At 32.6% G+C, this 22945-nt stretch carries 18 protein-coding genes; 4 read left to right on the forward strand and 14 right to left on the reverse strand.

Going from position 1 to position 22945, the window contains the following annotated elements; all coding sequences use genetic code 11:
* The first annotated feature begins 106 nt into the window (after positions 1-106).
* Genes QWY91_RS07080 through QWY91_RS07090 form a run of 3 tightly spaced genes read left to right on the forward strand, consistent with a single transcriptional unit; the run spans position 107 to position 2000 of the window.
* Entirely contained in the window at positions 107-424 is a 318-nt protein-coding gene (locus QWY91_RS07080; protein WP_290233038.1) for a helix-turn-helix transcriptional regulator, read from the forward strand.
* 17 nt (positions 425-441) lie between these two features.
* On the forward strand, positions 442-780 hold the full coding sequence (locus tag QWY91_RS07085; RefSeq protein WP_290233041.1) for a hypothetical protein: 339 nt from the start codon (positions 442-444) through the stop codon (positions 778-780).
* Positions 780-2000, forward strand: coding sequence for a primase-helicase family protein (locus QWY91_RS07090; RefSeq protein ID WP_290233044.1), 1221 nt, complete (start codon positions 780-782; stop codon positions 1998-2000). Before QWY91_RS07085 ends, QWY91_RS07090 begins: the two co-directional genes overlap by 1 nt.
* Before the next feature lie 1045 nt (positions 2001-3045).
* Here QWY91_RS07090 and QWY91_RS07095 read toward each other — a convergent pair.
* The 13 genes from QWY91_RS07095 to QWY91_RS07160 form a co-directional block, all read right to left on the reverse strand.
* A complete protein-coding gene (locus tag QWY91_RS07095) occupies positions 3046-3612 on the reverse strand; it encodes a Crp/Fnr family transcriptional regulator (protein ID WP_290233047.1) in 567 nt (188 codons plus the stop codon).
* A 271-nt stretch (positions 3613-3883) separates the two neighbouring features.
* Positions 3884-4795, reverse strand: a complete 912-nt coding sequence (locus QWY91_RS07100; protein WP_290233050.1) for an alpha/beta fold hydrolase — start codon at positions 4793-4795, stop codon at positions 3884-3886.
* A 6-nt stretch (positions 4796-4801) separates the two neighbouring features.
* On the reverse strand, positions 4802-5689 hold the full coding sequence (locus QWY91_RS07105) for an NmrA family NAD(P)-binding protein (protein ID WP_290233052.1): 888 nt from the start codon (positions 5687-5689) through the stop codon (positions 4802-4804).
* Between the two features lie 171 nt (positions 5690-5860).
* Positions 5861-6025 carry a hypothetical protein gene (locus QWY91_RS07110; RefSeq protein WP_290233055.1) on the reverse strand — a complete coding sequence of 55 codons (165 nt, stop codon included), beginning with the start codon at positions 6023-6025 and terminating at the stop codon, positions 5861-5863.
* Positions 6026-6862: 837 nt separating this feature from the next.
* Positions 6863-7996 (reverse strand): McrC family protein, encoded by a 1134-nt coding sequence (locus tag QWY91_RS07115; RefSeq protein WP_290233057.1) that lies wholly within the window; start codon positions 7994-7996, stop codon positions 6863-6865.
* Positions 7997-8080: 84 nt separating this feature from the next.
* Positions 8081-10357, reverse strand: a complete 2277-nt coding sequence (locus QWY91_RS07120) for an McrB family protein (RefSeq protein WP_290233060.1) — start codon at positions 10355-10357, stop codon at positions 8081-8083.
* 81 nt (positions 10358-10438) lie between these two features.
* Entirely contained in the window at positions 10439-13423 is a 2985-nt protein-coding gene (locus QWY91_RS07125) for a type I restriction endonuclease subunit R (RefSeq protein ID WP_290233063.1), read from the reverse strand.
* A 3-nt stretch (positions 13424-13426) separates the two neighbouring features.
* Entirely contained in the window at positions 13427-14731 is a 1305-nt protein-coding gene (locus QWY91_RS07130) for a restriction endonuclease subunit S (RefSeq protein ID WP_290233066.1), read from the reverse strand.
* Positions 14728-16539 (reverse strand): type I restriction-modification system subunit M, encoded by a 1812-nt coding sequence (locus tag QWY91_RS07135; RefSeq protein ID WP_290233069.1) that lies wholly within the window; start codon positions 16537-16539, stop codon positions 14728-14730. Before QWY91_RS07135 ends, QWY91_RS07130 begins: the two co-directional genes overlap by 4 nt.
* A gap of 43 nt (positions 16540-16582) precedes the next feature.
* Entirely contained in the window at positions 16583-17566 is a 984-nt protein-coding gene (locus QWY91_RS07140) for a hypothetical protein (protein ID WP_290233071.1), read from the reverse strand.
* 1 nt (position 17567) lies between these two features.
* Positions 17568-19493 carry an AAA family ATPase gene (locus QWY91_RS07145; RefSeq protein WP_386270452.1) on the reverse strand — a complete coding sequence of 642 codons (1926 nt, stop codon included), beginning with the start codon at positions 19491-19493 and terminating at the stop codon, positions 17568-17570.
* 20 nt (positions 19494-19513) lie between these two features.
* Entirely contained in the window at positions 19514-20524 is a 1011-nt protein-coding gene (locus QWY91_RS07155; protein WP_290233074.1) for a helix-turn-helix transcriptional regulator, read from the reverse strand.
* Between the two features lie 68 nt (positions 20525-20592).
* Entirely contained in the window at positions 20593-21237 is a 645-nt protein-coding gene (locus tag QWY91_RS07160) for a hypothetical protein (protein WP_290233076.1), read from the reverse strand.
* 123 nt (positions 21238-21360) lie between these two features.
* Between QWY91_RS07160 and QWY91_RS07165 the strand changes: the two genes are divergently transcribed.
* Positions 21361-22008 carry a hypothetical protein gene (locus QWY91_RS07165; RefSeq protein ID WP_290233079.1) on the forward strand — a complete coding sequence of 216 codons (648 nt, stop codon included), beginning with the start codon at positions 21361-21363 and terminating at the stop codon, positions 22006-22008.
* Here QWY91_RS07165 and QWY91_RS07170 read toward each other — a convergent pair whose 3' ends face one another.
* A complete protein-coding gene (locus QWY91_RS07170) occupies positions 22009-22725 on the reverse strand; it encodes a DUF4145 domain-containing protein (RefSeq protein WP_290233082.1) in 717 nt (238 codons plus the stop codon).
* Between the last annotated feature and the right edge of the window lie 220 nt (positions 22726-22945).

A 22945-nucleotide genomic window follows, 5' to 3' on the forward strand; every position in this document is an offset into this window, starting at 1 on the left:
AATTAATTAAGTGAAATAATTTAAATTATCTATAAATTATTTAATTGCAATAACTCCTACCTTCTTCTTTCTTCGCCTCATCATTAAAACTCAAAATAACTCAAAAATGAAGAAGGTAACTTATGAAATCACAGAGGAAAATGCTATTATTTTCATCAAATCACTTCTATCTCTTATAGAAGAAGAAAAAAATCAGGAAAAAGAAAAATTCTTAACTATCGAAGAGCTTTCCGAACTAATTGGCTATAAGAAAACTTCAATTTATGGTCTCGTTCAAAAGAACAAAATACCCTACCATAAAAAAGGTAAACTATTCTTTTTAAAATCAGAAATCATCACCTGGTTAAAAGAAGGAAAAAAGTCTTCGCCATCAGATATTCAGAAAAAAGCAGAAGAGTATCTATTCAAAAACAGCATTATATAATTTTAAAATCATCAATCATGCAGAATCAAATTCATCAATCAGATTCAATATCAGCTTATCCATTGTTCGAAGATAAGCTGCGTAATATCAGGAAAAAGATTAATCAAATCATAAACTTTAATCACCCCACACCTTCTCATACAAGGAATAGCTTATTCCAATTAGACAACTTAGTTGAAGAATTAATTACACTAATGCGTCAAAAACCTAAGATCAGTAATAAAAATCTTGAGTATATATCTAATGAACTATATAAACGCGATAGAGAGATTAATGGCGTAAGGCTCACTATTCTTTTTTACGAAAATTCAGATATGTCGAAGTTGGCAAGTGCAACAGTAAAACTTGGAAAATAATGGAAGAATATTTAAGAATTGGCACTTCTTACTATAAGAAAGTAAGAAAACCTCAACTTTTCGGAGCGACACAAACAACCATTATTTCTTGGACTAGACAAGCAATATTAGATGATTATGGAAAGGATTATTTATTAGATGTAGAACGCTATGAGGGTTTTATAACAATTCCCTCACATACCAACTATCAGCAAGTTGTAGATGGTTTTTACAATAAATATCATAAACTTAGCCATAAGTTAAAAAATGGAAACAATGAATGCCCTAATATCACTTATAAATTTCTACAACATATTTTTGGAGATCAATTAAGCATTGGGCTGGATTATCTAACTATTCTATGGCGATTCCCCACACAAATATTACCCATTTTATGTCTAGTAAGCGAAGATCGAAGTACAGGTAAAACAACGTTTTTGAATTGGTTAAGTCTTATATATCAAGAAAACTTGACGCTGAATACGAATGAGGATTTCAGAAATAAATTTAACTCAGATTGGGCTGATAAATTATTGATCTGCATAGATGAAGTCTTATTAGACAAAAGAGAAGATAGTGAACGATTAAAAAATCTTTCAACTTCCAAAACCAATAAAGTTGAAGCTAAAGGAAAAGATAAGTACCAAGCAGACTTCTTTAGTAAGTTTATATTATGTTCCAACAATGAACATAACTTCATACTCATAGACGAAAAAGAAATTCGATATTGGGTTAGAAAAATTAAACCCTTAAATAATATTGAGCCGGATTTTTTCGAAAAACTTGAAAAAGAGCTTCCCATATTTTTAAATTATTTGTCAAGCCGGGACATTGTTTCGCAGAAAAAATCAAGAATGTGGTTCACTCCGAATCAAATATATACAGAAGCTTTAGGTATATTGAAAAGAGGAACAAAAAGAAATATCGAAAATGAACTATTAGAAACGCTTGCCGATATGTTTTACAAATTTGAGGTCGATACTATTTGTCTAACTTCTAAAGACATTCAGGATATATTCAATTCATCTGGCCATCGAATTTCAAAACAACAAATTTCCCAAATAGTTGAAATTAAATGGAAACTTGAAAAAACAAATAGCAGCTATAAAAGCCATTATATTAGCAGAGATGCAAATGGCGAGTCGCAAATTTATTCGGAAACGCAAAAAGGTAGATATTATAGCTTCGACAAAAGTTATATCAATTCTTTGTTGAATGTTGAACATACTGTAAGTAACTGAAAATCTAAGTGATAGATACTAAATCAATTCAACATATATTCAACATCACTTTGTTGATTCGTTGTTGATTAGTAAACAGCTGTTTTTAAGTCTATTATGCTTTTTGTTCAACTTTCAACAATTTATACTTGATTAAATTTTATGTCTATAGGATATTCAAGATAGCTTCTTATTCATGTTTTTTTAATTATGCTACCATTGCAACGGCTCCTAAACGGCGCAATCAAATAATATAGACACACCGTTGAAATTGCCGTTGCAACGGTTGTGACACGAAAGATCAATAAGTTTGCGCTATTTTTAAAATTGAAAATTGATTTGAAGGCTTCCCTGTTTTTAAAGTGAATAATTTAAACACAGTTTAAGTTTTTAGTAGCAGTTATTTAGTAAAATCTTACAAATCTCAGCGATGCTAATTTTCTATAAGAACTATAATGAAAGACTTTATAAAATCAAATTAATAAAAGATTTAGCTATATTTTTTATGAGTCCTGCGTGAACTTATTGATTTATAATAATTAGGTTTAAATTCTATATATCCAATTCGGTTATAAAATACTCTGATTGTAGGTTTTATAGGTATTTAACTAACGTATTCTAGTTCTATCCTCATATATAAATTTTTACCTTAAACGCTCAGGGGACTTGAAGACCTTTGAAATATATAATTGTAGTCTAAAACTCACCCAACTTTAGATCAACAGAATTAACTTAAAAGGAACAATCTTTTTACTACCATTTATTTATCAAGCCAATTATATTCATCGAGATACGGATGATGTACTGGATGAATTTATTAATTTTTAAATTCTGTTTTCATCTCTATAAATTGGAATTGAATAAGCATTGCAAACTTATCGATGATTAAATACTAAAAAGTAGTTGATATACGCAAATATGTAGCTAAATGTACACTCTTACGATGCAAGCATCTTTTTTGGATAAAAAGTATTGTATAGGTGAGTAACTTTGATAGCTAACTCCTTGACCTTTATACCCTATTGTTGAGATAGAAAACCGTTATTATACTGGAGAAATGGAATTTTCATTTTTTAATATTTCCTCTAATCCTGCTTAATGCATTAGGGGTAATCCCCAAAATGCTGGCAAGTTGTTTTATGGGCATTTTTCGAATAAACTCTTTATTTTCCATCAGTTTTAAATAAATACCTTCAGCAGTTAAGGTTTGATAATTTACATTTTGTTCAATTTGCTGAATACAAATGTCTTCCCAAATTTTACGCCCGAACTCTTGCCAGACAGGAAAGCGCGCGTATAACGTCTCCATATCAGCACGTTCGATAACCAGTAACCTGGTTTTATCAATTGTCTCAATTGTAAATTGGGTAGGTTTTCTAGAAGCCAAACTACTAATCTCCGTAATGAATTCCCCCTCAAAAAATGCCCAGGCCGTGTGTTCATTTTCATTTTTATTCGAAAAAAAGCGTAATCCTCCAGAAATGATAAAATAATATTGATTGGCAATCTGTGCCCTTTTAAGTACTACCTGATGCGGCGTATATTCCTTTTCCTGAAATTTTGAAAGCACTTCCTGTAATATTTCATCCGTAATAAAAACTTTTGATTGTATAAATTGAGTAAATGATTTCATAAGTTGAAAACCTTTTTATTCCATTTTTAATACGTCAACGGTAGTTCATCTGCATAGTATTCAAAAATAGGGAAATCAATTGTCTTTTGTGATGCTAAGTTTAGTTTTAAATATGCTAAAAACGATAGACTTACTTATAGCTCAGGGTCATTTAGGAAAGTATTTACATAATCTTTTATCGAATTTGCTTGAGCAATATAAAGAAATTTTGGCTGCTTTCGTTTAACCTAGAGAAGAAGGGAGTACTATACTATACTCCCTTTTCAGTTAGTTAGTTTAGAAAATGAAGCAAGGAATCAATGACGGCCTGCGGATTTTCTTCATTAAAATAGTGTCCGGAACCTTCTACCTTAATTACTTTTACATTTTTTGCAATATATGGTAAACCTTGCTTCATAAATTCGTAGCTGCTTTCGCTGGCCATCCCCAGAACCGGCATTTGCAGGGTGTCGTAAGTATTCATATCCTTGATGTCCTGTTCAAAAGCCTGGTACCAGGCATTGGATGCCCTAATGTTTTCAGGCCGATTATAATGGTAGGCGGCAACTTCCCGGTCAAAATCACTCATTTTAGCATCATCCAACATTACGTAAGAAAACAGCCAATCTAATAGGTACCTAAACCGGCCTTCCAATAGCTGTTCTGGTAATTCCTTGACCTGATTAAAAGCCATCCACCATAAAAAAGGCGTCTTATCATTTATTTTATCTCCAAAAGTTCCCGGCATAGGGAGCAGGCTCATTTCCCGCATTGCTTCGCTCGGGTGGGCGCCATCCATCAGGATAAGTTTATCCACGGCCTGCGGATAATTAAAAGCAAAACTTGAAGCCACCATCCCACCAATATCGTGTCCCAATACGTGTGCTTTTTGGATCCCCAGTTTGTTGATCAGTTCAAAAATATCTTTAGCCATCGTCTTTTTGTCGTAGCCATTAATGGGTTTATCTGAGCTGCCCATTCCCCGAATATCTACTGCAATTACAGTATATTTTTTTGCTAGCTCCGGTATTACCTTATGAAAAGAATACCAGGTTTGCGGCCAGCCGGGAAGGCAAATAAGCGGTTGCCCAGTACCACCTGCAACATAATGTAATTGAATATTATTTACCGTGATCAGATGGCTGGTAAATCCCGGTAATTGCTTGACCAATTCCTTATCTGAATATTGAGCTTGAGTTTCCATAGATTTTTACTTTTTAATTACTTGGGCTATTGATGTCCACTTAATATCTGGATAGCGGTTGTTGTCCAGTTTTAAATGATGCACCAAAAACATACTGTGCAGGTATTGCATTTGTTGCCAATCGGCATACAGTTCTTGTTCGCCCTGCGGACTGGATTTTCTCTTTTCCTGGATTACAGTAGCGAAATCTTCTAAGGATCCACCATTGATCAGTTCAAATTCTTTATCAAAAAATTGTTTTCCAAGCGCTACAAAATCATTTGGACTCGAACTAAAACTGGCAATATGCAGGTTTCGGGGAGTCTTATCGTCCAAAGCTACTTTGGCGGTGTATTGGGCGGTATCTTCTACCGTTGTAAAATCGATTGAAAAATCCTGTTTTTCCCCGTAAAAAAGTACTTTTCCTTCTTTTACATTGAATAATGGAAGGTTGTAGTTTAAGAGATAGGCAAAAGCCCCGTTAAAAATAGAAGTAGACTGTATAGGTTGTTTATCCAAATAGACCTTAAATTCTTTCCTGAGGTCGAAGTTTCGATTGAAACCTTTACCCATTTGCGTAAAATCTGTCGAAAAATCGGAAGGAATAAAACGGGGAACCTTAGCAGCAATGGCTGCATCTACCAGGCGCGACTGAAAATCAATAATGGTTTCACCTAAACCGGCTACTGTTGAAATTACGCAGGAAACTCCTGCGCACGCTCTTTGGAGCGCCAGGCGATCTTCCATTTGAAGTGGAATGATGGTTGCCCCACTATTTTTTAAAGGGTTGATTTTTTCTTTATCGCTAGACTCTCTAACAATGGCGATGACTTCAGCTCCTTGTTGCAAAAGATAGTCAGCAATTTTACCACCAAGCATCCCGGTAGCACCGGCAATTAAAATTTTCTTTTTCATTATTGTAGATTTTTTCAACACTATAGTTCAAATGTATGCCGGAATACCATTGCTAAAACTACCATTTGGTAGGAAAAAGTTACAATGAAAGTTGAGACTGATGAACTTGTGGAACTTCATATACTTAATAAACTGAGAAAAAACAGTACGTGAATCATTATTGAAAATCTATTATTTCTTTTTAAGTAATATCTTTCTGCTCCCATTTAACTCTTGCAATTCCAATTGCAATTTCTCTTGACTTCCCATTACAAATTTGGGGAGCATATATACCAAACGTACTGATTGGCTTTTATAGATCTTAGAAGTCATTTTGTAGGTATAGATCAGTTTCATTTCCAGTTTTTGAAAGGATGATTTTCTTTTTTTGTGCCACTAACGCGGTATACCTTCAGAAAATCAACTTCGAACGTGATTCCCGAAGTATTGATGAGTTACATTACCAGATAGGTTTCCGAAGACAATCGGCTATACCTCCTAGATGAATCTTGATGCCATTATTGTGTTTGATCTTTGAATTTATTCATCGGAGTTTAAGTATATGCTTGCCAAACCGCTTAAAATTTATCTCTCGCTTTATAGAGCACAAGTTAAATGAAGATATGTCAAAAATAATGTAAATTAAAAATTTTCATTGGTTCTAGACCTAATGAAAAAAGAAGAATTGTCTAATTTAGAGCTGTCCGAAAACGGGTAAGTCTTCAGATTGATCTTCCTAAACAATTCGCTCTCCTCTTAGAAGTAATATATGAACTCTTTATTCGGTTAAGAGAATTGAAACAATACTTAAACAAATAAATAGTTTTTTAGTCTTTAGTATGGTTAATCTGCGCTATTAAATTGCTTCTACTGAATAGCTTTAATACACCATTTAGACACCCTAATACGATCTGCAACTGCTTTGCAACGGCTAGCCAACGGTGAAACCTTTCCCGTTGCAACGGTTCGCTTTAAATTTACAACCGCCGTTGCAAGTACGGTTGCAACGGTTAATTTAAACATGAGAAAATAAAAAAACCCAGAGAAATGATAAATATAAAGGGAGATAATATAATCATGAGTTTGATATGTTTTCCCTTTCTGCCACTCTTTTTTCCGAATTCCCAATTAAAAATAACACCCAAGAAACCGTGAGTCGCTATTACTAACATTAAAACTGAAAACCAAAACATTCTATCTATCTTTTATCCAATCTATAATCTCATTCCCTACTTCCAAATTCAATTTTCCATCATTTATAATATTTAGCTTACCAATTCCACATGAATGTTCTATATTTTTGTAACTCGAGAAATTAGGGGCATTAGATTGATCGGGAGTTGGATAGAGCAATATTGATTCACTTGAATCCCAGTACTCATTATAAACAAACATTTGCCTAAGATCTTGCGTTGATGGCTTAGAAGATCCTATATTTTTCCATTTAGTATCGATAATGGTTATCTTCTCATTTTTTCTAACTACAATATCTGGTCGAATAGTTACATTCTGCCAAAATCTTTTAGAACGTTGGCCATAAACTTCAATATGATCTTCAGACTTTCGTGCTGAATATTTGATTCTATTCAATATAAATTCTTCCCAAAGAGAATTCATATCAAAGAGCAGCGCGATCATACTTTCCTGCCCATGTTTGATATTTGGCGCATATTGCAGAATAATAAATCGTGCTATTTCTAGGGCTGTTTTATAAGCTGATGTTTTTCTATTCAATTTTAGGCGAGAGAATGTTCGATGATCGATAGAAACTTGTTTCACTTCTGGAAAATCAAGCTGAACAGATTTACACCTAGAGTAAATAGAACTGCCTTTTGAAAAATTCTCTATTATCGCCAAAGCATAACCTAATATTTGATGAATTAAGTGATCTTTATTGTAAACCTGATGCGTGGTATAAAATCGCTCTTTATGAATTAAGTTTTTCCTTAGATGGCCTGCAAATTCTAATTTCCCTTTTAATGCTTTTACATTTCCAGTTTCTCGATTATACTGTTTAATTAAACCAAGATGGATTAGTTTTTCTACTTCATCCAGAAACCAATCGAAATAAATATCTAAAAGATGTAAATTTTGTTTGGAGACATTCGCATTACCCACTTTTTGAACGTTCAGCTTTTTAGTTACCTTAAGCATACTAATCAATACATCATGCCATAACTTTTTATCTTTCTCTTGGCTATCAATTTTAGGTAAGATTTCGATAGTTAGATCATCAACCTGAAAAACACCTACATAATTCTTAAACTTTACACCATTATATCGTAAATCAAAATAACAATCATTATGTAGTGCATTTAATTTTGACAAAGCAGCTAAATGTTTCTTCTTAAAGATGCTCCCACATTTTAATAGCTGATATTCAAAAACTTGTATATAATTTTTGGAAGACATCTACTTATTAAGAAGCGTTTTTATAGCTTCTTCAATATTTTCAATAGTTTTAAGTTCGTAAGTAACAAATTCATCGGGTACGTCCACCTCATCAAATTTTGCAAATGTGACTTTATTTTCTTTTTTCTGAACGAAACCTTCTCCTAAAATCAAACCTATTTTTCCATAATCATGGTAAAAATATTCCTGAAGTAATGGAATAATTTTATTCTCAAAAACGTACTTCAAATCTTCTGAACTTCGAACTTTTAAAAAATAAGAGTGCCCGATTGTATGATCTCTATCCAATAAAACTTCAATACGATCATTAATAGTTTTTAAGACTTCAGAAAGATTAAAATCACCAAATTGGTGTTCTGAAAGTAACTCTGGTTTCGGCAGTACCTCTTCAAAAGCAAAACGTCTTCTTAATGCAGTATCTAAAGCTTCCACACTCCGATCTGCGGTGTTCATTGTACCAATAATGTAAACATTCCCAGGAATAGAAAAAGGCTTTTTAGAATAAGGTAATTTTACAATAACTTTTTCATCACCGTTGCTTCTTTTATCAGCCTCTAATAAAGTGATTAGTTCTCCAAAAATACTAGAAACATTTCCACGGTTTATTTCATCTATAATAATTACATAGTTCTTCTTTTCGTTTTCAACTTGTGAGATTTTAACGCTATAGTTATCCGTAAGATATTTACCGATTGCAATCGTATATGGCTTCCAATCTCGAATATTTCCATTTAAAATGTAATCCTTAAGCATTTCTTTAGTAATCCCCATCTCAGTCGCACTTTCAGTTTTAGGTATTGCAACTGAAGTTTCTTTAGAATTTATTCTAACTTGAAATGGCTTCTTATGAACCGGCGTTTCGAGCACTATGGTACCCTGTTCGATAACATCGTTTGCATAATTAGAATAAATTTCTTCAAAATTGAAAACATTCTTTTTTTCTGAAGCCTGATCACATATATTCTTGAAAATTCCTGATAATACTTCATACCCAATCTCCCCCTCAGTTGTTGGTGGTATTGGTTTAATCCCTTCTATAAAATCTTCGTAACTATAGGATTGATGAAAGGTTGTAAAAACAATCTGACCATTTTCAAATAACCGATCATATTCATTAACCAAAGATTTTCTCTTATCAATACTATTTGAACCAGTTACTTGAAAACTAGGATTAGCAATCTGAATAGCAAGTTCCTTTGTTTTATAAGTTTTTCCTGTACCAGGAGGGCCGTACAAAATCGTATTTAAGTTTATTACAGACTTTTGTTCTGTTGAAATTTGTTCAGTATTAGAAAAATCATCTATACTCATAATTTTCTTTCGATAGTCTAAATTAAAAACTGCTTTTTCAAAATATTTATTATTACTATTATAACCAGACTTTAAGGAACCTTCATATTCCTTCCTTGTCGATTCTAAAATATCACTTTCATTATAAAGCACATTTTTAAAATCTTTTAGCTTATTGAAAAATGGTTGGGGTGGATTCCCTTTATAATTTTTACTATTTTCTGAAATTCTATTTTCTGAAATTGCTGCATATTTATAGTCATTGTCGCTATATAAATTCCAACAATAACGTTGTCCTACGATAAAATTTAACCGCTTATTTGCAATACTGTAGTTGATCTTGAAGTCGTTAGTTTTCAGATCCAAATGATTTACTATCTTATCCAGAAATGAAAAAAAATTTAGTTTTTCTTCCTCTTTAAATTGATTTAGAACTTTTAGAAGATTTAATTCAGCCTCATCCATTTTATCCTTTAACTTTAAAGAAATATATTGATCCCTTGTAGGTATAAAGTCTTCGTATATTCTCTTTAATTGCAATTTTAGCGAATCTCTTGTTTCAGCATAATCACCAGCTTTAAAACTGTATTTGACTTTGTTTATGGGGATTATTTTCTTATTCTGAAATTTAGAAGAATCTACTTCCCCACCAACAGACCAGTCAGTTAATTTATAACTTGAAAAATTAGTCACAAAGTCTTGAGCTAACTTAGAGAATCTCTGTTTTTCAACAAAGTTTCCTTCTGGATGAATTTCAAAACAGATAAGCTTGCTATAGCGAAAGAGCTCAAAATGAAGTTCTAAAAGTTGTATTTCTGAGTACTCTGGAGTAATGCTTATTAATCTGTATTTATCTGAATTCTTGTCAATCCATTTGTGGTTTATTAAGGGGTGTCCTTCTTTTTTAAGATCATTTTTTATATCATTAAATAACCTAGAAATGAGCTCATCATTACCAGTAAATCTATCTTCAGAATTGTTTGCCATAATTTTAGTTTTAATTTAAAACTATTGCGAAAAATAGCCTTTCATAGCTATACGTTAGTAATAAGATTAATATTTATTTTTCTATTGCCTCATCCCCCTTACCTTCCGGTCATAGATCTCATTAAAAAGCATAGCCTTGAAAAGTGCATTGGATTTATCGTCGGTCATTTTATTATAGAATTCCAGTTTTTTATCAATAAACTTTAAAAGCTCGTCATCTATTTCGCCGTCAAATTTATCTTTGATGTTGGCTTTGGAGTTTCCGGAATTAAAGAAAGACATCAGCTCATCATTCGAGTAAATATTATCCTTGACCTTTTTAAAATCTACCTTATCTTCCTGGGTTAAATCTAGACCGTATGTATCGTTTAGCGTTTTAATAATCTTTGATAATAAATCAAGATCTTCATCATTGGCACCACCTCCACCATCGACAGAAACACCCTGCATCTCACCATCTCCAGATTCCAGTTCGAGTTTTGTGGTATAGGAGTGTTGCACTTTATAACTATCCAGTTCTACATCGTTCACTACATCTAAAGGTAAATTTTGTCGTACATAGGGCAGAACTTTCAATAGTGCGGTTAAAAACACGTATTTCTTCTCTAATTCCACATCTGTAAAAGTCATAATTTGACTTAAAAATCTGTAAAGTCGTACAAACGATCTAGCCACTGATTTAAATTCTGACTGCTCACCATCATTAAACTGATCCTCAAACCTTCTGGAGACTTCCTGAAGGATTGGCTGTAGTTTTTCAAAATTGTCCTCTTCTGAAAAGAATATTTCTGCAAACTTTTCTACTTCCTGATCATAAATCAGGTCATAGTTCTCAATTTCATTGAGCTTATAATATAACTCATTTGCATCCGTAAGATTTTCAATTCTTATAAAATTTTTTCCATAATATTTCTGAAAGTCTTCCTGAACCTGCTCGGGATCATTTACAAAATCTAACACCATGGTTCCTTCTTTACCTCTTGTGGTTCTATTTAATCTGGACAGTGTCTGAACGGTATTAGGTCCACCAAGCTTTTTATCAACAAACATGGTATGTAGTAGAGGTTCATCAAAGCCGGTCTGATACTTATTGGCTACAATTAAGATTCGGTATTTAGGTAGTTTAAATGCTTCCTCTATAAGAAATTTACCTTCTATACCATTCATAGATGGTTCAGTATAATCTTCTCCGGTCTCTTCATCATGTACAGTTCCTGAAAATGCGACTAAAGCTTCATAAGGCAATTTCATATCCCTCATGATATCATCAAATTTCCGTTTAAATCGAACTGCATGAAGTCTAGATTTCGTTACTAACATTGCCCTAGCTCTTCCTTCAATCTTGTCTTGAGTCTCTGCTGCAAAATGTTCCAGCATAATTTTTGCCTTAATCTCAATAGCGTGATCCTGAAGATCTACATAATTATTTAAAACCCTTACGGTTTTCTTTTTATCGTATTCTTTATCATCTATATCACCTTTCTTTAACAATTTATAATAACGCTTAAAGCTCATATAGTTCTCTAATACATCACGAATAAAACCCTCTTTGATGGCCTGTTCCATACTATAAGTATCAAAAGCTTTCTTTTCTCCATCTATTTCAGTTCCAAAAAGCTGAACGGTTTTATCTTTTGGTGTAGCAGTAAAAGCAAATTGCGAGATATTAGGTTGCTGACCTTTTCTCTGAATTTCAGAAGTAATAATATCATCAATATCCTTACTATCATTTTCCTCTTCCGCTGCTTCCTCGAGGCTTAATGCTTTTCGCATGTGCCTAGCTACTTCTCCAGATTGTGAACTATGAGCCTCGTCAATTAAAATTGCATAATTTCGATCTTTATAATTCTGGACTAAATCTGATATGATCCGAAACTTTTGTATGGTAGTTATAATTATTTTTTTTCGATCTTCTATAGCATTTTTGAGATCTTGTGAAGATGACTTATCTCCCAAATAGGCAATCATACCAGTAGTTTTATCCAACTGCCTGATATTCTTCTGTAATTGAGTATTTAAAACCTTTCTATCAGTCACCACAAAAACCGAATCATACATAGACCTTTTATCCGATGGATTCTGATAAAAATTTGCGAGTTTATACGCCAACCAGGTGATCGTGTTAGACTTTCCTGAACCTGCTGAATGCTGAACAAGGTAATTTTTACCAGTTCCGTCTGTTCGAAGTTGATTAATTAAAGATTGAACAGCCCTTCTCTGGTGCCAGCGTGGAAATATTAACTTTTTAGATTCTATTTCCTTTAAACCTCCCGATTTAGGGTCATATACTTTTTCCTTATCAATTTGAAGATTAATATAATTCTGAAGCAAATCCAGTAAAGAATCTTTTCGCAACACATCTTCCCATAAATAGGAAGTAGCGAAGCCATCTGAATTACTATTGTGTAAACTCTTATTGAAGGGAAGAAAAAATGTACTTTTACCTTTTAAGTGAGTGGACATGAAAATCTTCTCGGTTCCCGCGGCAAAATGTACAAGACAGCGTCTAAATTCCAAAAATGTCTCTCCTTTTGGATCACGATCCTGCATATACTGCTTGATCGCATTATGATGGTTCTGACCGGTAAGTGCATTTTTAAGTTCCACAGTAATTACCGGAATCCCATTAACGAAAAAGACAAGATCTATGGAATTATTTTTTTTTTCTGAATACTGGAGCTGGCGAACCACCGCCATTCTATTTTTCTTATACCATTCTTCATGCTCCGGGGTTTTATTAGTAGAGGGTTTAAAATAAACCATATCTAATTTTACTCCGCTCACTTTTACCGGTTCCCGTAATACTTTTAAAGTTTTTTGTTGAGCTAAATACCTAGAAACAGTTTCGGCAATTACTTCATCTACTCGGTTTCCGTATTGTTCCCCGAGCTTTTTATATTTTTTGGGCTGGGTATCCTTTACAAACTGAACCACTTCTTCAGGAATTAGCAGAAGTTTTTTATCATAGCTACTTCTGTCCAACTGATGATATTCTTGTACTGTTTGAGTAAGGTAGTCTACAATATGTTCTTCAAAATGATTTTCTTTAGTACCCTTTGCTCCCATAAATTATACGCTTTCTTTTAGTATTGGTTCCCACTCCCGAACGTCTATCTTTCCTGTCACAGCTTCGGAAATAATAGATTGGCAAAAGTGCCTTAATTTATCAATTTGGTTTTGTTTCTTTGTGATAATCGTATCGATCAGCTTGGTTTGGTGATCCAAGTGTTCTGCGATTTTGGTTTGCTCTTCAAATGAAGGTAATGGAAATCTAGCATTATAAATATCTCCACTCGATAAATGCTTTACCGTAGTGTAATAGGTGAGATCATTAATAATTTGGAGATTGAAAGGCAAAGTGTAATAAAGAAACCGTCTGGAAACATTTTCATTTTCGATTATTCGGCAACATCTTTGATTCAATAAAACATCACCATTTTCCCACCATCTAATATTATAGTCTCCATCCATTCCAATAAGTAAGTCATCTTTTCTTACAATATAGTCATCCTCGTATTCTCCTTTATAATAAGTACTAGTATATCCTTTGGTTATATCTCGAATCCTTAGAATGGGAAAGCCTTCATTTTTATCAAACAAACTTGATTTAAATGCGAAGCCATTTTGAACATAAGCCTCAAATTTATATTGAGAAACAGTCCAATCTGTTGGAATTTCTCCAATCCATTCCACACCACTGTTTTTCATTGGTGCATCTGGATTTAAACCTTTGGTCACCGCTTCATTGATGATCGCCTGCCGCTGCTCTTTTAATTTTTCAATAAGCTGTTGCTTCTTTTCAATAATGTCATCAATCAGCCCGGTTTGATGATCCAGGTATGCGGCGATTTTGATTTGTTCTAATATACTTGGCACGACTATATTGTAACTCTTCAATAAAGAAGATGAAATTTCCATAAAAGTTGAACCAGAACCCAAACTTTGTAAATCTACTTTAGCTGCCAATAAATAATAATATAAATATCTTGAATCTATTTTATTTTCTAATGGCACAAGACCTTTACAGCCCTGATTAGTGGCTGCATTGATTTCAAGTATTCCCAAGTGACCTATTGGTGCTCTTGATGAAATGATTACTGAATTCTTCGGCAGTAATGAGGCGCTACAATTAGCTAATCCTTCTTCAGTAATGGTTCTTCTTGTATCCTTGATTAACTTCCCATTTAATTTACCTAAATCATCAGTAGTTACCCAATTAATAGACCCATTCCAGTATGCATCATTTGAACTTTTAGGTGTTGACCCACCAAAAATTTCAGTGTAATAATTCAACCTGCCAACTGTCCAATGCTCTGGAACCTCCTTATACCATCCATTTTCAATTTTTTTATATGAGTTATAACTTCTAATCATACTAGCAAATCATTTAAAAGTCCGGCAATATCCTTTTCCAGGTCCACGATCTCGGCCTTGATCTCGGCAGCTGGTCTTAAGCCCTTATACTCATAGAAATACTTGGTAAAATTTATGTCATAACCAATACGGGTTTTATCGTAATCTATCCAGGCATCGGGTACGTGAGGTTTAATTTCGGTTTCAAAGTATTGCTCTACATCGGCATTTAAAGGTACATTTTCCTTATCCCGCTTTTTGGAGTCAGCTTTAGTATTCCCTTTAGAATCTTTCTGGATCTCTCCCTTCTTATTCTTTTTAGGTTGCTCTACCGTAAGCTGGTAATAGCCAAAATCCTCGTTTTTAAAAATTTTTGAATACTCATTCTCTTCAAAGTTTTCATACAGCTCCACCAAAGAGTTAACATGCTCCTGGGTTAGTTCATTACGTTTATTACCCAAACTTTTACGGTTAGAGCGGCAGAATAGCGTTCTGGTTTCTTCCTTTCCGTTTAATTCGACCGTCTCGGTAGCATTTCCGTTAATCAGCTGTACCGTTCCTCTGCGATGCGCCTGCTTTTTATTGGTCAGGAACCACAAATAGGTATTGATACCCGTGTTATAGAACATATCTTTTGGCAGCGACACAATACATTCCAGAAGATCCTGTTCGATGATCCAGCGACGGATATCGCTTTCTCCGCTTCCGGCATCCCCGGTAAACAAAGGAGATCCGTTGGTTACTACACCTACTCTACTGCCCTCGCGCTCCATTTTGGATATCATATGCTGCAGGAACAACAACTGCCCGTCTGAAGTTCGAGGAGTTCCTGCATAAAATCTGCCAGAGGGATTTAAAGCTTCGTTCTTGATAAGCACGGCATCTTTCTTCCAGGTCACACCGTATGGAGGGTTTGCCATGATATAATGGAAATTCTTCCCCTGGAATAGATCATTAGTAAAGGTATTTCCATGCTTAATATTATTCGAATCCTCCCCAGTAATCAACGCCTCAGATTTTGCAATTGCAAAAGACTGTTCGTTCAGCTCTTGCCCGTGGGTAACAATGGTAGGTTTGCTCGGGCTATCTTTACAGATCCTATCAATAATATACTTTTTCGCAAGATTCACCATCCCACCAGTTCCACAGGCAGGATCATAAATAGTGCGAATGATCCCAGACTTACATAGGTCGTCTTTTTCTGTAGAGAAAATAAAGGCATTCATTAACTCGATTACATCACGAGGGGTAAAATGTTCGCCGGCAGTTTCGTTGGACTGCTCATTCGAGATACGAATCAATTCCTCGAAGACATAACCCATTCCGTGATTATCAATCGCATCGGTATGCAGATCGATTTTACAAATCGCATCGATCATTTCAAAAAGCAGTCGGTTTTTAACCAGCCTAGCCACCACCTTATCAAACTGAAAGCTTTCCAGGATATCTCTTACCTCAGGATTAAAACCCTGCAGGTAGTTATTGAAATTGATTTCAATATACTTTGGTTCATCTTTTAGACTTTGAAGCGTATGCTGTGAAGTATTAAAAAATTTGAGTCCACCAGCAGCTTTTCTTAAAATTGGAACCAATTTTTCCTCCGATACCTTATCCTGAAATTTCTTATAGGCTTCCCTTACTTTATCATTAACGGGGTCCAAAATACAATCCAGTCTACGAATCACTACAAAAGGTAATACTACATCACCAATTTCATTCTTCTTAAAGGCATCCCGAAGTACATCATCGGTAATCTGCCATATAAAGCCAACTTCTACTTTAGTATTATCGCTCATTTTTATTTTTATGTCTTGTGTTCCAGTCATCATCACTACGAGTTCAAAATAGCATGAAGTAGTAAATGCGCTTAGGTTAATTGAAATTTAAGAAATTAGACTTTTTATCGCCATTAATATTTGTATGGTTTCTTTTAAAAAAATCAACATTTCCTTGCAGATCATTTATGAGTTCTTTTGCTAGCTCATGATTTTCCCTTCTTGCTAGGCTTAAATATTGGAGTTCCCTACCTTTAGTCTGGATAGACCCATCTGATTTAAAATAATTGAAAGTATCTCCTGATTTTATTCTTTTGTAATTCATTAAAATAGTACGGTCATGCTCGCCTCTTGATGGCACTCCTCTTCGATCTGTATAAGTAACTATTGTTAAATTAGGATTAGTACCAGTAATATTTTTCACAGTAGTTTTTAAGACCGGAGCAATAATATTATAATCTATACATTTTTCCTTATTTGTATAAATTACTATATCAATTTTAGCTTTTGTACATTTAACAAGACTTTTCAGAAAAGGCAATAAATTGTTGTGGCAATCAGCTTGACTACACAATACATAGGGATCTACTATAAGTATATCCGTAAGCGGCAATGAAAAAGGCTCTAAATCTGACCATTTTTGAAATGAATTTGAACCTATTTTCCAAGTTTTATCAAATAAATAATCCCTTTGGTTAAAAAAAAGATTTTGTAATGTATTAATTTCTTCTCCTACTCCGCCAATCATAATATTTCCATTGACTTTAAATATAGGAACATCTTTATCATCTAAAAGATAAACTGAGGATAACTGATCAATATTAAAAGTATTGGTAGATTCAGGTTTCAAAGGTTTTTCAGGAAATCCAGTATCAAAATATATCATTGATTTACTTACTCCTTGAGTAAAATTCTTTTGAAACCATTTCATTAATTTTGGATCTGCTTGCAAATCTTCCTTGGGAAAATTAAATTTCACATCCAGTTGTTTTTTTAATAGTTTCTCACAATCAATATATAATTCATCTTCTCTAGAATCTATAAAAGATAAAGTATTTTCTTTGTCAATATAAAGATCCATACTATAAAATATCAAATGCTAAGTTAGAACTCTCATCGAAAAAACCTGGGCCAAATTCATTCTCAAACTTTCCATCTTCTCGATATATCATATTGTACGGACCTTCTTCTAAATCAAAATAAAAAGCACCGAAAGGTCGTGTCTCACGATCTTCATAACCTGTATCCACACCGTGCCACTTACTCATTAATACTTGGGATCTTCTAATTAAATATTCAGAATGTGTTTCAATAATGAATCTTACTCCATGATCCAAATATGCCTCATAGAAAAGATCAGCTAACTTTGATTGTAAACCTGGATGAAGATTGCCTTCTGGCTCCTCAATCAATATTATAGGTTTAATATTATCATGTGTATATTCAATATCTCCATAATCTAAATCATAATCATTTATGCATAATCCTATTCTAAAAATTATTGCAAATAACTGACCAACTCCAAAACCTTTATCGACTATATTCCTCCAATCTCCATTTTCATGAATTTCTATAATAGACGCCAAGCCTTCTATATCTTTTATCCGAAAGTCATCACCTATATTAAACACTTTCATATAATCCTGAATAAAAGTGTAAGGATCATCTCCTGGATTTAACGGATTTTCCGAATGCCAATTAATAAGTTCATAAATATCATTCGAAGTATTTTCATTTAAGTATAAACGAGTCTGACTATTTCTTTGAGGTGAAAGATGATGAGTATTAAACTTTATTGATCTCATTATTCTATCTCCGAAATTCAAAATTTTAAGGAGCTCCTCCTTTTGGTCGAAATTCCCAATTTTCTTTTCATTATGCTCGAAATACTTGCTTAGAACTTTTTGAAGAATATTGCTAAGGGTTAATTTATCAGAACGAAATTCATTAAGTGAAAATTGAGGTTTTAGTACAAATTTATTTTTCTGCTCACTTTCTAAATTATTTATTTTGGCATTTACTTCTTTTAAACGCTTTCTATGTTGATTTAATTCTTGTTTTAAAACAATCGATTTTGAATCACTCGCATTTAATTTATTTCTTTTTTCTTCCAGTTCTTTAATTTGTTTCTCGAATATGGTTTTCATGCCCATATTCTGTAAAAGAGCATAATAACTAGAATCTTCATCATTCAATGATAAAATATCATATTCAATATACATTTGATATTGCCCTTCAGAAATTCTATCCATTGAAAACTGAGAGTTGTCTGACAATCTTCTAATTTTTAGTTTAGAAAGATTCGCTTTTATCATACTTTGCTTATCCCTGACTTGAGGCGTAAATATCAATTGAACATAAAATCCAAATCTCCTAAATTCAAACTTGATATCACCATCATCATTTTTTAATCCTTCCCAATTAATTGCATTCGATAATCTATCAATTTTGTGTTTTTTATAATTAGGTCCATTAAAGGATAACTCGAAATGATTATTAGATTCTGCATAATCTTCAAGGATCAATAAAGACTTCAGAAAACTAGATTTACCAGAATTATTTGTGCCCGTTAAAAAAGTTATTGGAGATAAATTAAAACTCCATTTACTTTTAGCTCTTCGAAAATTAGATATTGCATAATCATACGAAATCCCCTCATTTATGTCATTTTCATGTTGTATAAGTTCATTTACAAAATCATTAGTATTCATATGAGAGAGGTCTATTCTTTTTCCAATAAAATTTGGTTTTAAGCTTATTTCAGAAAGAATTTCATTCTTATATTTATTAACTTCAAGTTCTGCTTTAATTTGATCTCTTAATTCTGTTTTTGATGTTTCAAATTGAAATTCCTCTTTTAAAATTGAGTAAATTTCTTGAGAAATTTTGGTAGTCGGCCTTGCTTCAATGTCGTACCCCTTCGAATTCACATATTCTATTGCACGATCCAAGGATATATTTAATTCTCTTAATACTTTATTTAATCTTATTATTTTTTCCTCTGCCATAATAATTCAAAAAAAATCGCCTATTTGCTATATGTTTTTTTTAGAGCTTTAACTCTATCTCTAATTTTACTCCTTAATTTACTTGGTGTCAACACCTCAACCCTTTCACCGAAATGCAATATTCGACTTTCCAGTTCATAATTTGGAATAAGTTCTAATTGGATTGTTACAGTATTTTCATCTTTGCTTACCACTTTTTGGGAACCATGAATAGGTTTAGTATCTATATAAGGCCAAAGCGAATTATCTATTTTAAGTGTAATCAGTTGAGGATCTTCTCCTGGTTGAAATGTCACCCCTAGCGTATCTTCAAAATATTCTTCAAAATTAATATTCGTCTCTTTGTACGAAATATCTGTTCTTATCTTAAAATTTAATATACGATCTAAGGCAAGATTAACGATATTTGCATATTCCGTATCCTCTCCATAAACATACCATCGATTATTATATTCCTTCAAATGATAAGCCGAAATTACTTTAACAACTGGTTCGGGGTTTTTAAAAGAATGATAACTTATCTCAATAACGTTTTTATATAAAATTGCATTAAATAGGGGATCTATAAACTCTAGGCCTTTTAGAAATTCGTTGTTATCAAAACTTATAATTTCTGTTCCTCTTTCAGAGATATTAAATGCACTGTCTATTTTGGGTATTATTTCGTTAATCCAACCAAATTGTGGCAAACCTTTGAATCTATTTAGAACACTAAAGGCATTCATTAATTTTTCAGCTTCAACCTGATTTAAATAAGTATTTTGATTTATGCTTGAATTCATATCCCTATATCGACGATAAACTTTTGCGCCATCTTTTAACTTGAGAATCTCTATATCCCAATCTGGATTAGATTCCATAAATCTAATATCTTTATACAATTGAGATTTACCAATTCCATCAGATTCTACATTAGCCAGGCTCTTATTTACCTCTTCAATTAAATCTTCATAAAAGTATCTTTTCCCAGGATTTCTAAAACAGCGATCTAAAGTTTGAAAACGGATTAAGGCATTTTTGTTTATGGCCATATTAAATTGTTGAGCGCTATATTTTTAGGAAGTTTATACAGTAAAAATAGAAAAATTGATTGAATATTTTAACTATTACGATCATGTAATTGTTTTAGAGCTTTAAAAGCTTTTGCTTGCTTTACGGGAAATGCGGAAGGATGGAAGGTTTTAATAATCTTTCTACAACCATGTTTATACAATTTAAAAGTTACCTTTCCACATTCAATAAAATCTATCAAAATAAGTTTATCATATCCATAAATAATTTTATAAGCATCTAATGTTGTTTGCGAGACAAATATGATATCGGGATTTATACTTTCTATTTGAAACTCTAATAAATCTTTATCTTTTCTTGCGTAAGAAATTATATCATTATAAACCGACTTCTTTCGATTTTCATTCAATTTTTTAATATTTATGTAAGCTACATTATCTATAGTTTTTGTTATTTCTGAAATTCTATTCTTTTCTAAAAAACTAAGTCCGGAGTTGTTTACTGCATTTGTCCAGTTAAAAAAATTAGTCCAAAAGGGACTTGATTTTCCATTATAAATATCTTGCGTTCCCTTGATTTGATTGTAATCTCCAAAGGTTTCCTTTAATAAAAATAAAACTTTTTTTTCCTGCTTTTTAAATATTTCAGGTACTAAAATTCCATCATCGACTAAAGTTGCTTCAGGATATCTTAATTTTAATTCCTTTTCAATAAATAGTCTTGTTTCCTCCATCGTAAAAAATTGTTTTACAAAAATATAATAATGTTGTGCAGCCTATGTGCACTGAATCAAAATTTAAGCTGTGCATTTAGAGTGCACAACACCTATCTATTTTTGACTCATAAAATAAGAAATATGAACTCTTTAAATAGTAATATAGTGCTTAAGAAATTAGAATCAATTGTAGCCTCCCCAACATCAATTAAAAATGATACCAATAACTTGATTGAAAAATTTAGCAATAGATACAACAATATTAAAAGCTATGATGAAATTGAAAAGTTAATTGCAAAAAAGATCATATCAAATTATTCTTACTACTGCGCATACACTGGAGGTGTCACCAGTCTTTCAAGTTTTATACCTGGCATAGGTACAGCTATTACTGTTACGGGGGGTATTTCAGCAGATTATATTTTATGTTTAAAATTTCAAATTGAAATGATTATGTCCCTAGCACACCTGTATAAGCATGATATTGAGACAGAAGAGACAATGCGAATATGTTATCTGTTGGTCGGAATAGGAGCCTTAACGAAAGCAATGGAAAAAGGCGGTAATGAAATTGGGAATAAAGCATTTATAAGGTTAGTAAAAAGGCATTTAACCGGAGCAACACTACAATCTACTAAAAAGATTTTTAGTATAGTAGGATTAAAATTTACTAGAAAAGCTGTTGAAAAATCAGCTCCTTTGGGTATCGGATGTGTATTAGGCTTCTCTATCAATAAATCCGCAACACTGTATTTAGGCAATAAAGCAAATTCCTTCTTTAGGGCATAATTATTCTGACTTGCCATGTTTCTTATTAAATTTATAGGCTAATCGACCTGCCCCCGTAATTAATCCTGTTGCTATTCCTACTGGACCTGTCCCTATTGCTGCTAAAATTAATAGTCCTCCTCCAATACCTATAGCTGCCAATCCTATGTCTAAAACCTGGTCGATTAATCTAGATCGCTTCCTTCTATTTTTTATTTTCTTATAATCCTTATTTAAATTCTCAATTTTAACTTCTAATTCATTATGATCCATTTCCAAATTTGAACAGAGTACTTCAATATCTTCTAAATTCAGACTTGGATCAGTTTTATTTTTATATTTCTGATTTTCTATAAAAATCTTATCATAAGTAAATATCAACCAAATGGAAAGTCTATAACATTCTGAAAGTACAGAGAAATTTGATTCACCAATATTTTCAGCCCCATGTGCAGCTTTATTTCCGGCTTTTCGAATAATATTGAAACTTTTAAAAGCTCCTTTAGGTATTATATTCTTACTCTTAAGAGAATTTATCTTTTTAAATAAATCTTGATTTTCAAAATTTTCATCGGGAATCTTTTCTAATTTAATTAGCAAGACTATCATTTCTTCTACAAATTGCCTGCAAATAACTATACTACTACCACTGTCTATATAGCTTAAATTTTCTGCTTTGATAGCTTTTTCGTAAAGCGAAGGATAGACCTTTTTTAAAAATGAAAATTTGGATGACATTGAAATTATAAAAAAATGTTATTGATAATTTACTTACTAAAAAAACAACCTCCAAAGTAATGGATAAAAGTTTAATTATTGAGTAAAGAAAAGCTAACTTTTGAAATAGATCAGGGAAGATATATTAAATCACTTCCTCTTCATCACAGTCAGAAACTCATAAGTCAGACTGAAAACGAAATAAGATTCGAATATCAGAAATTTTAGGATGCTTCATTTA

This window comes from Zunongwangia endophytica (assembly GCF_030409505.1).
Lineage (GTDB): Bacteria > Bacteroidota > Bacteroidia > Flavobacteriales > Flavobacteriaceae > Zunongwangia > Zunongwangia endophytica.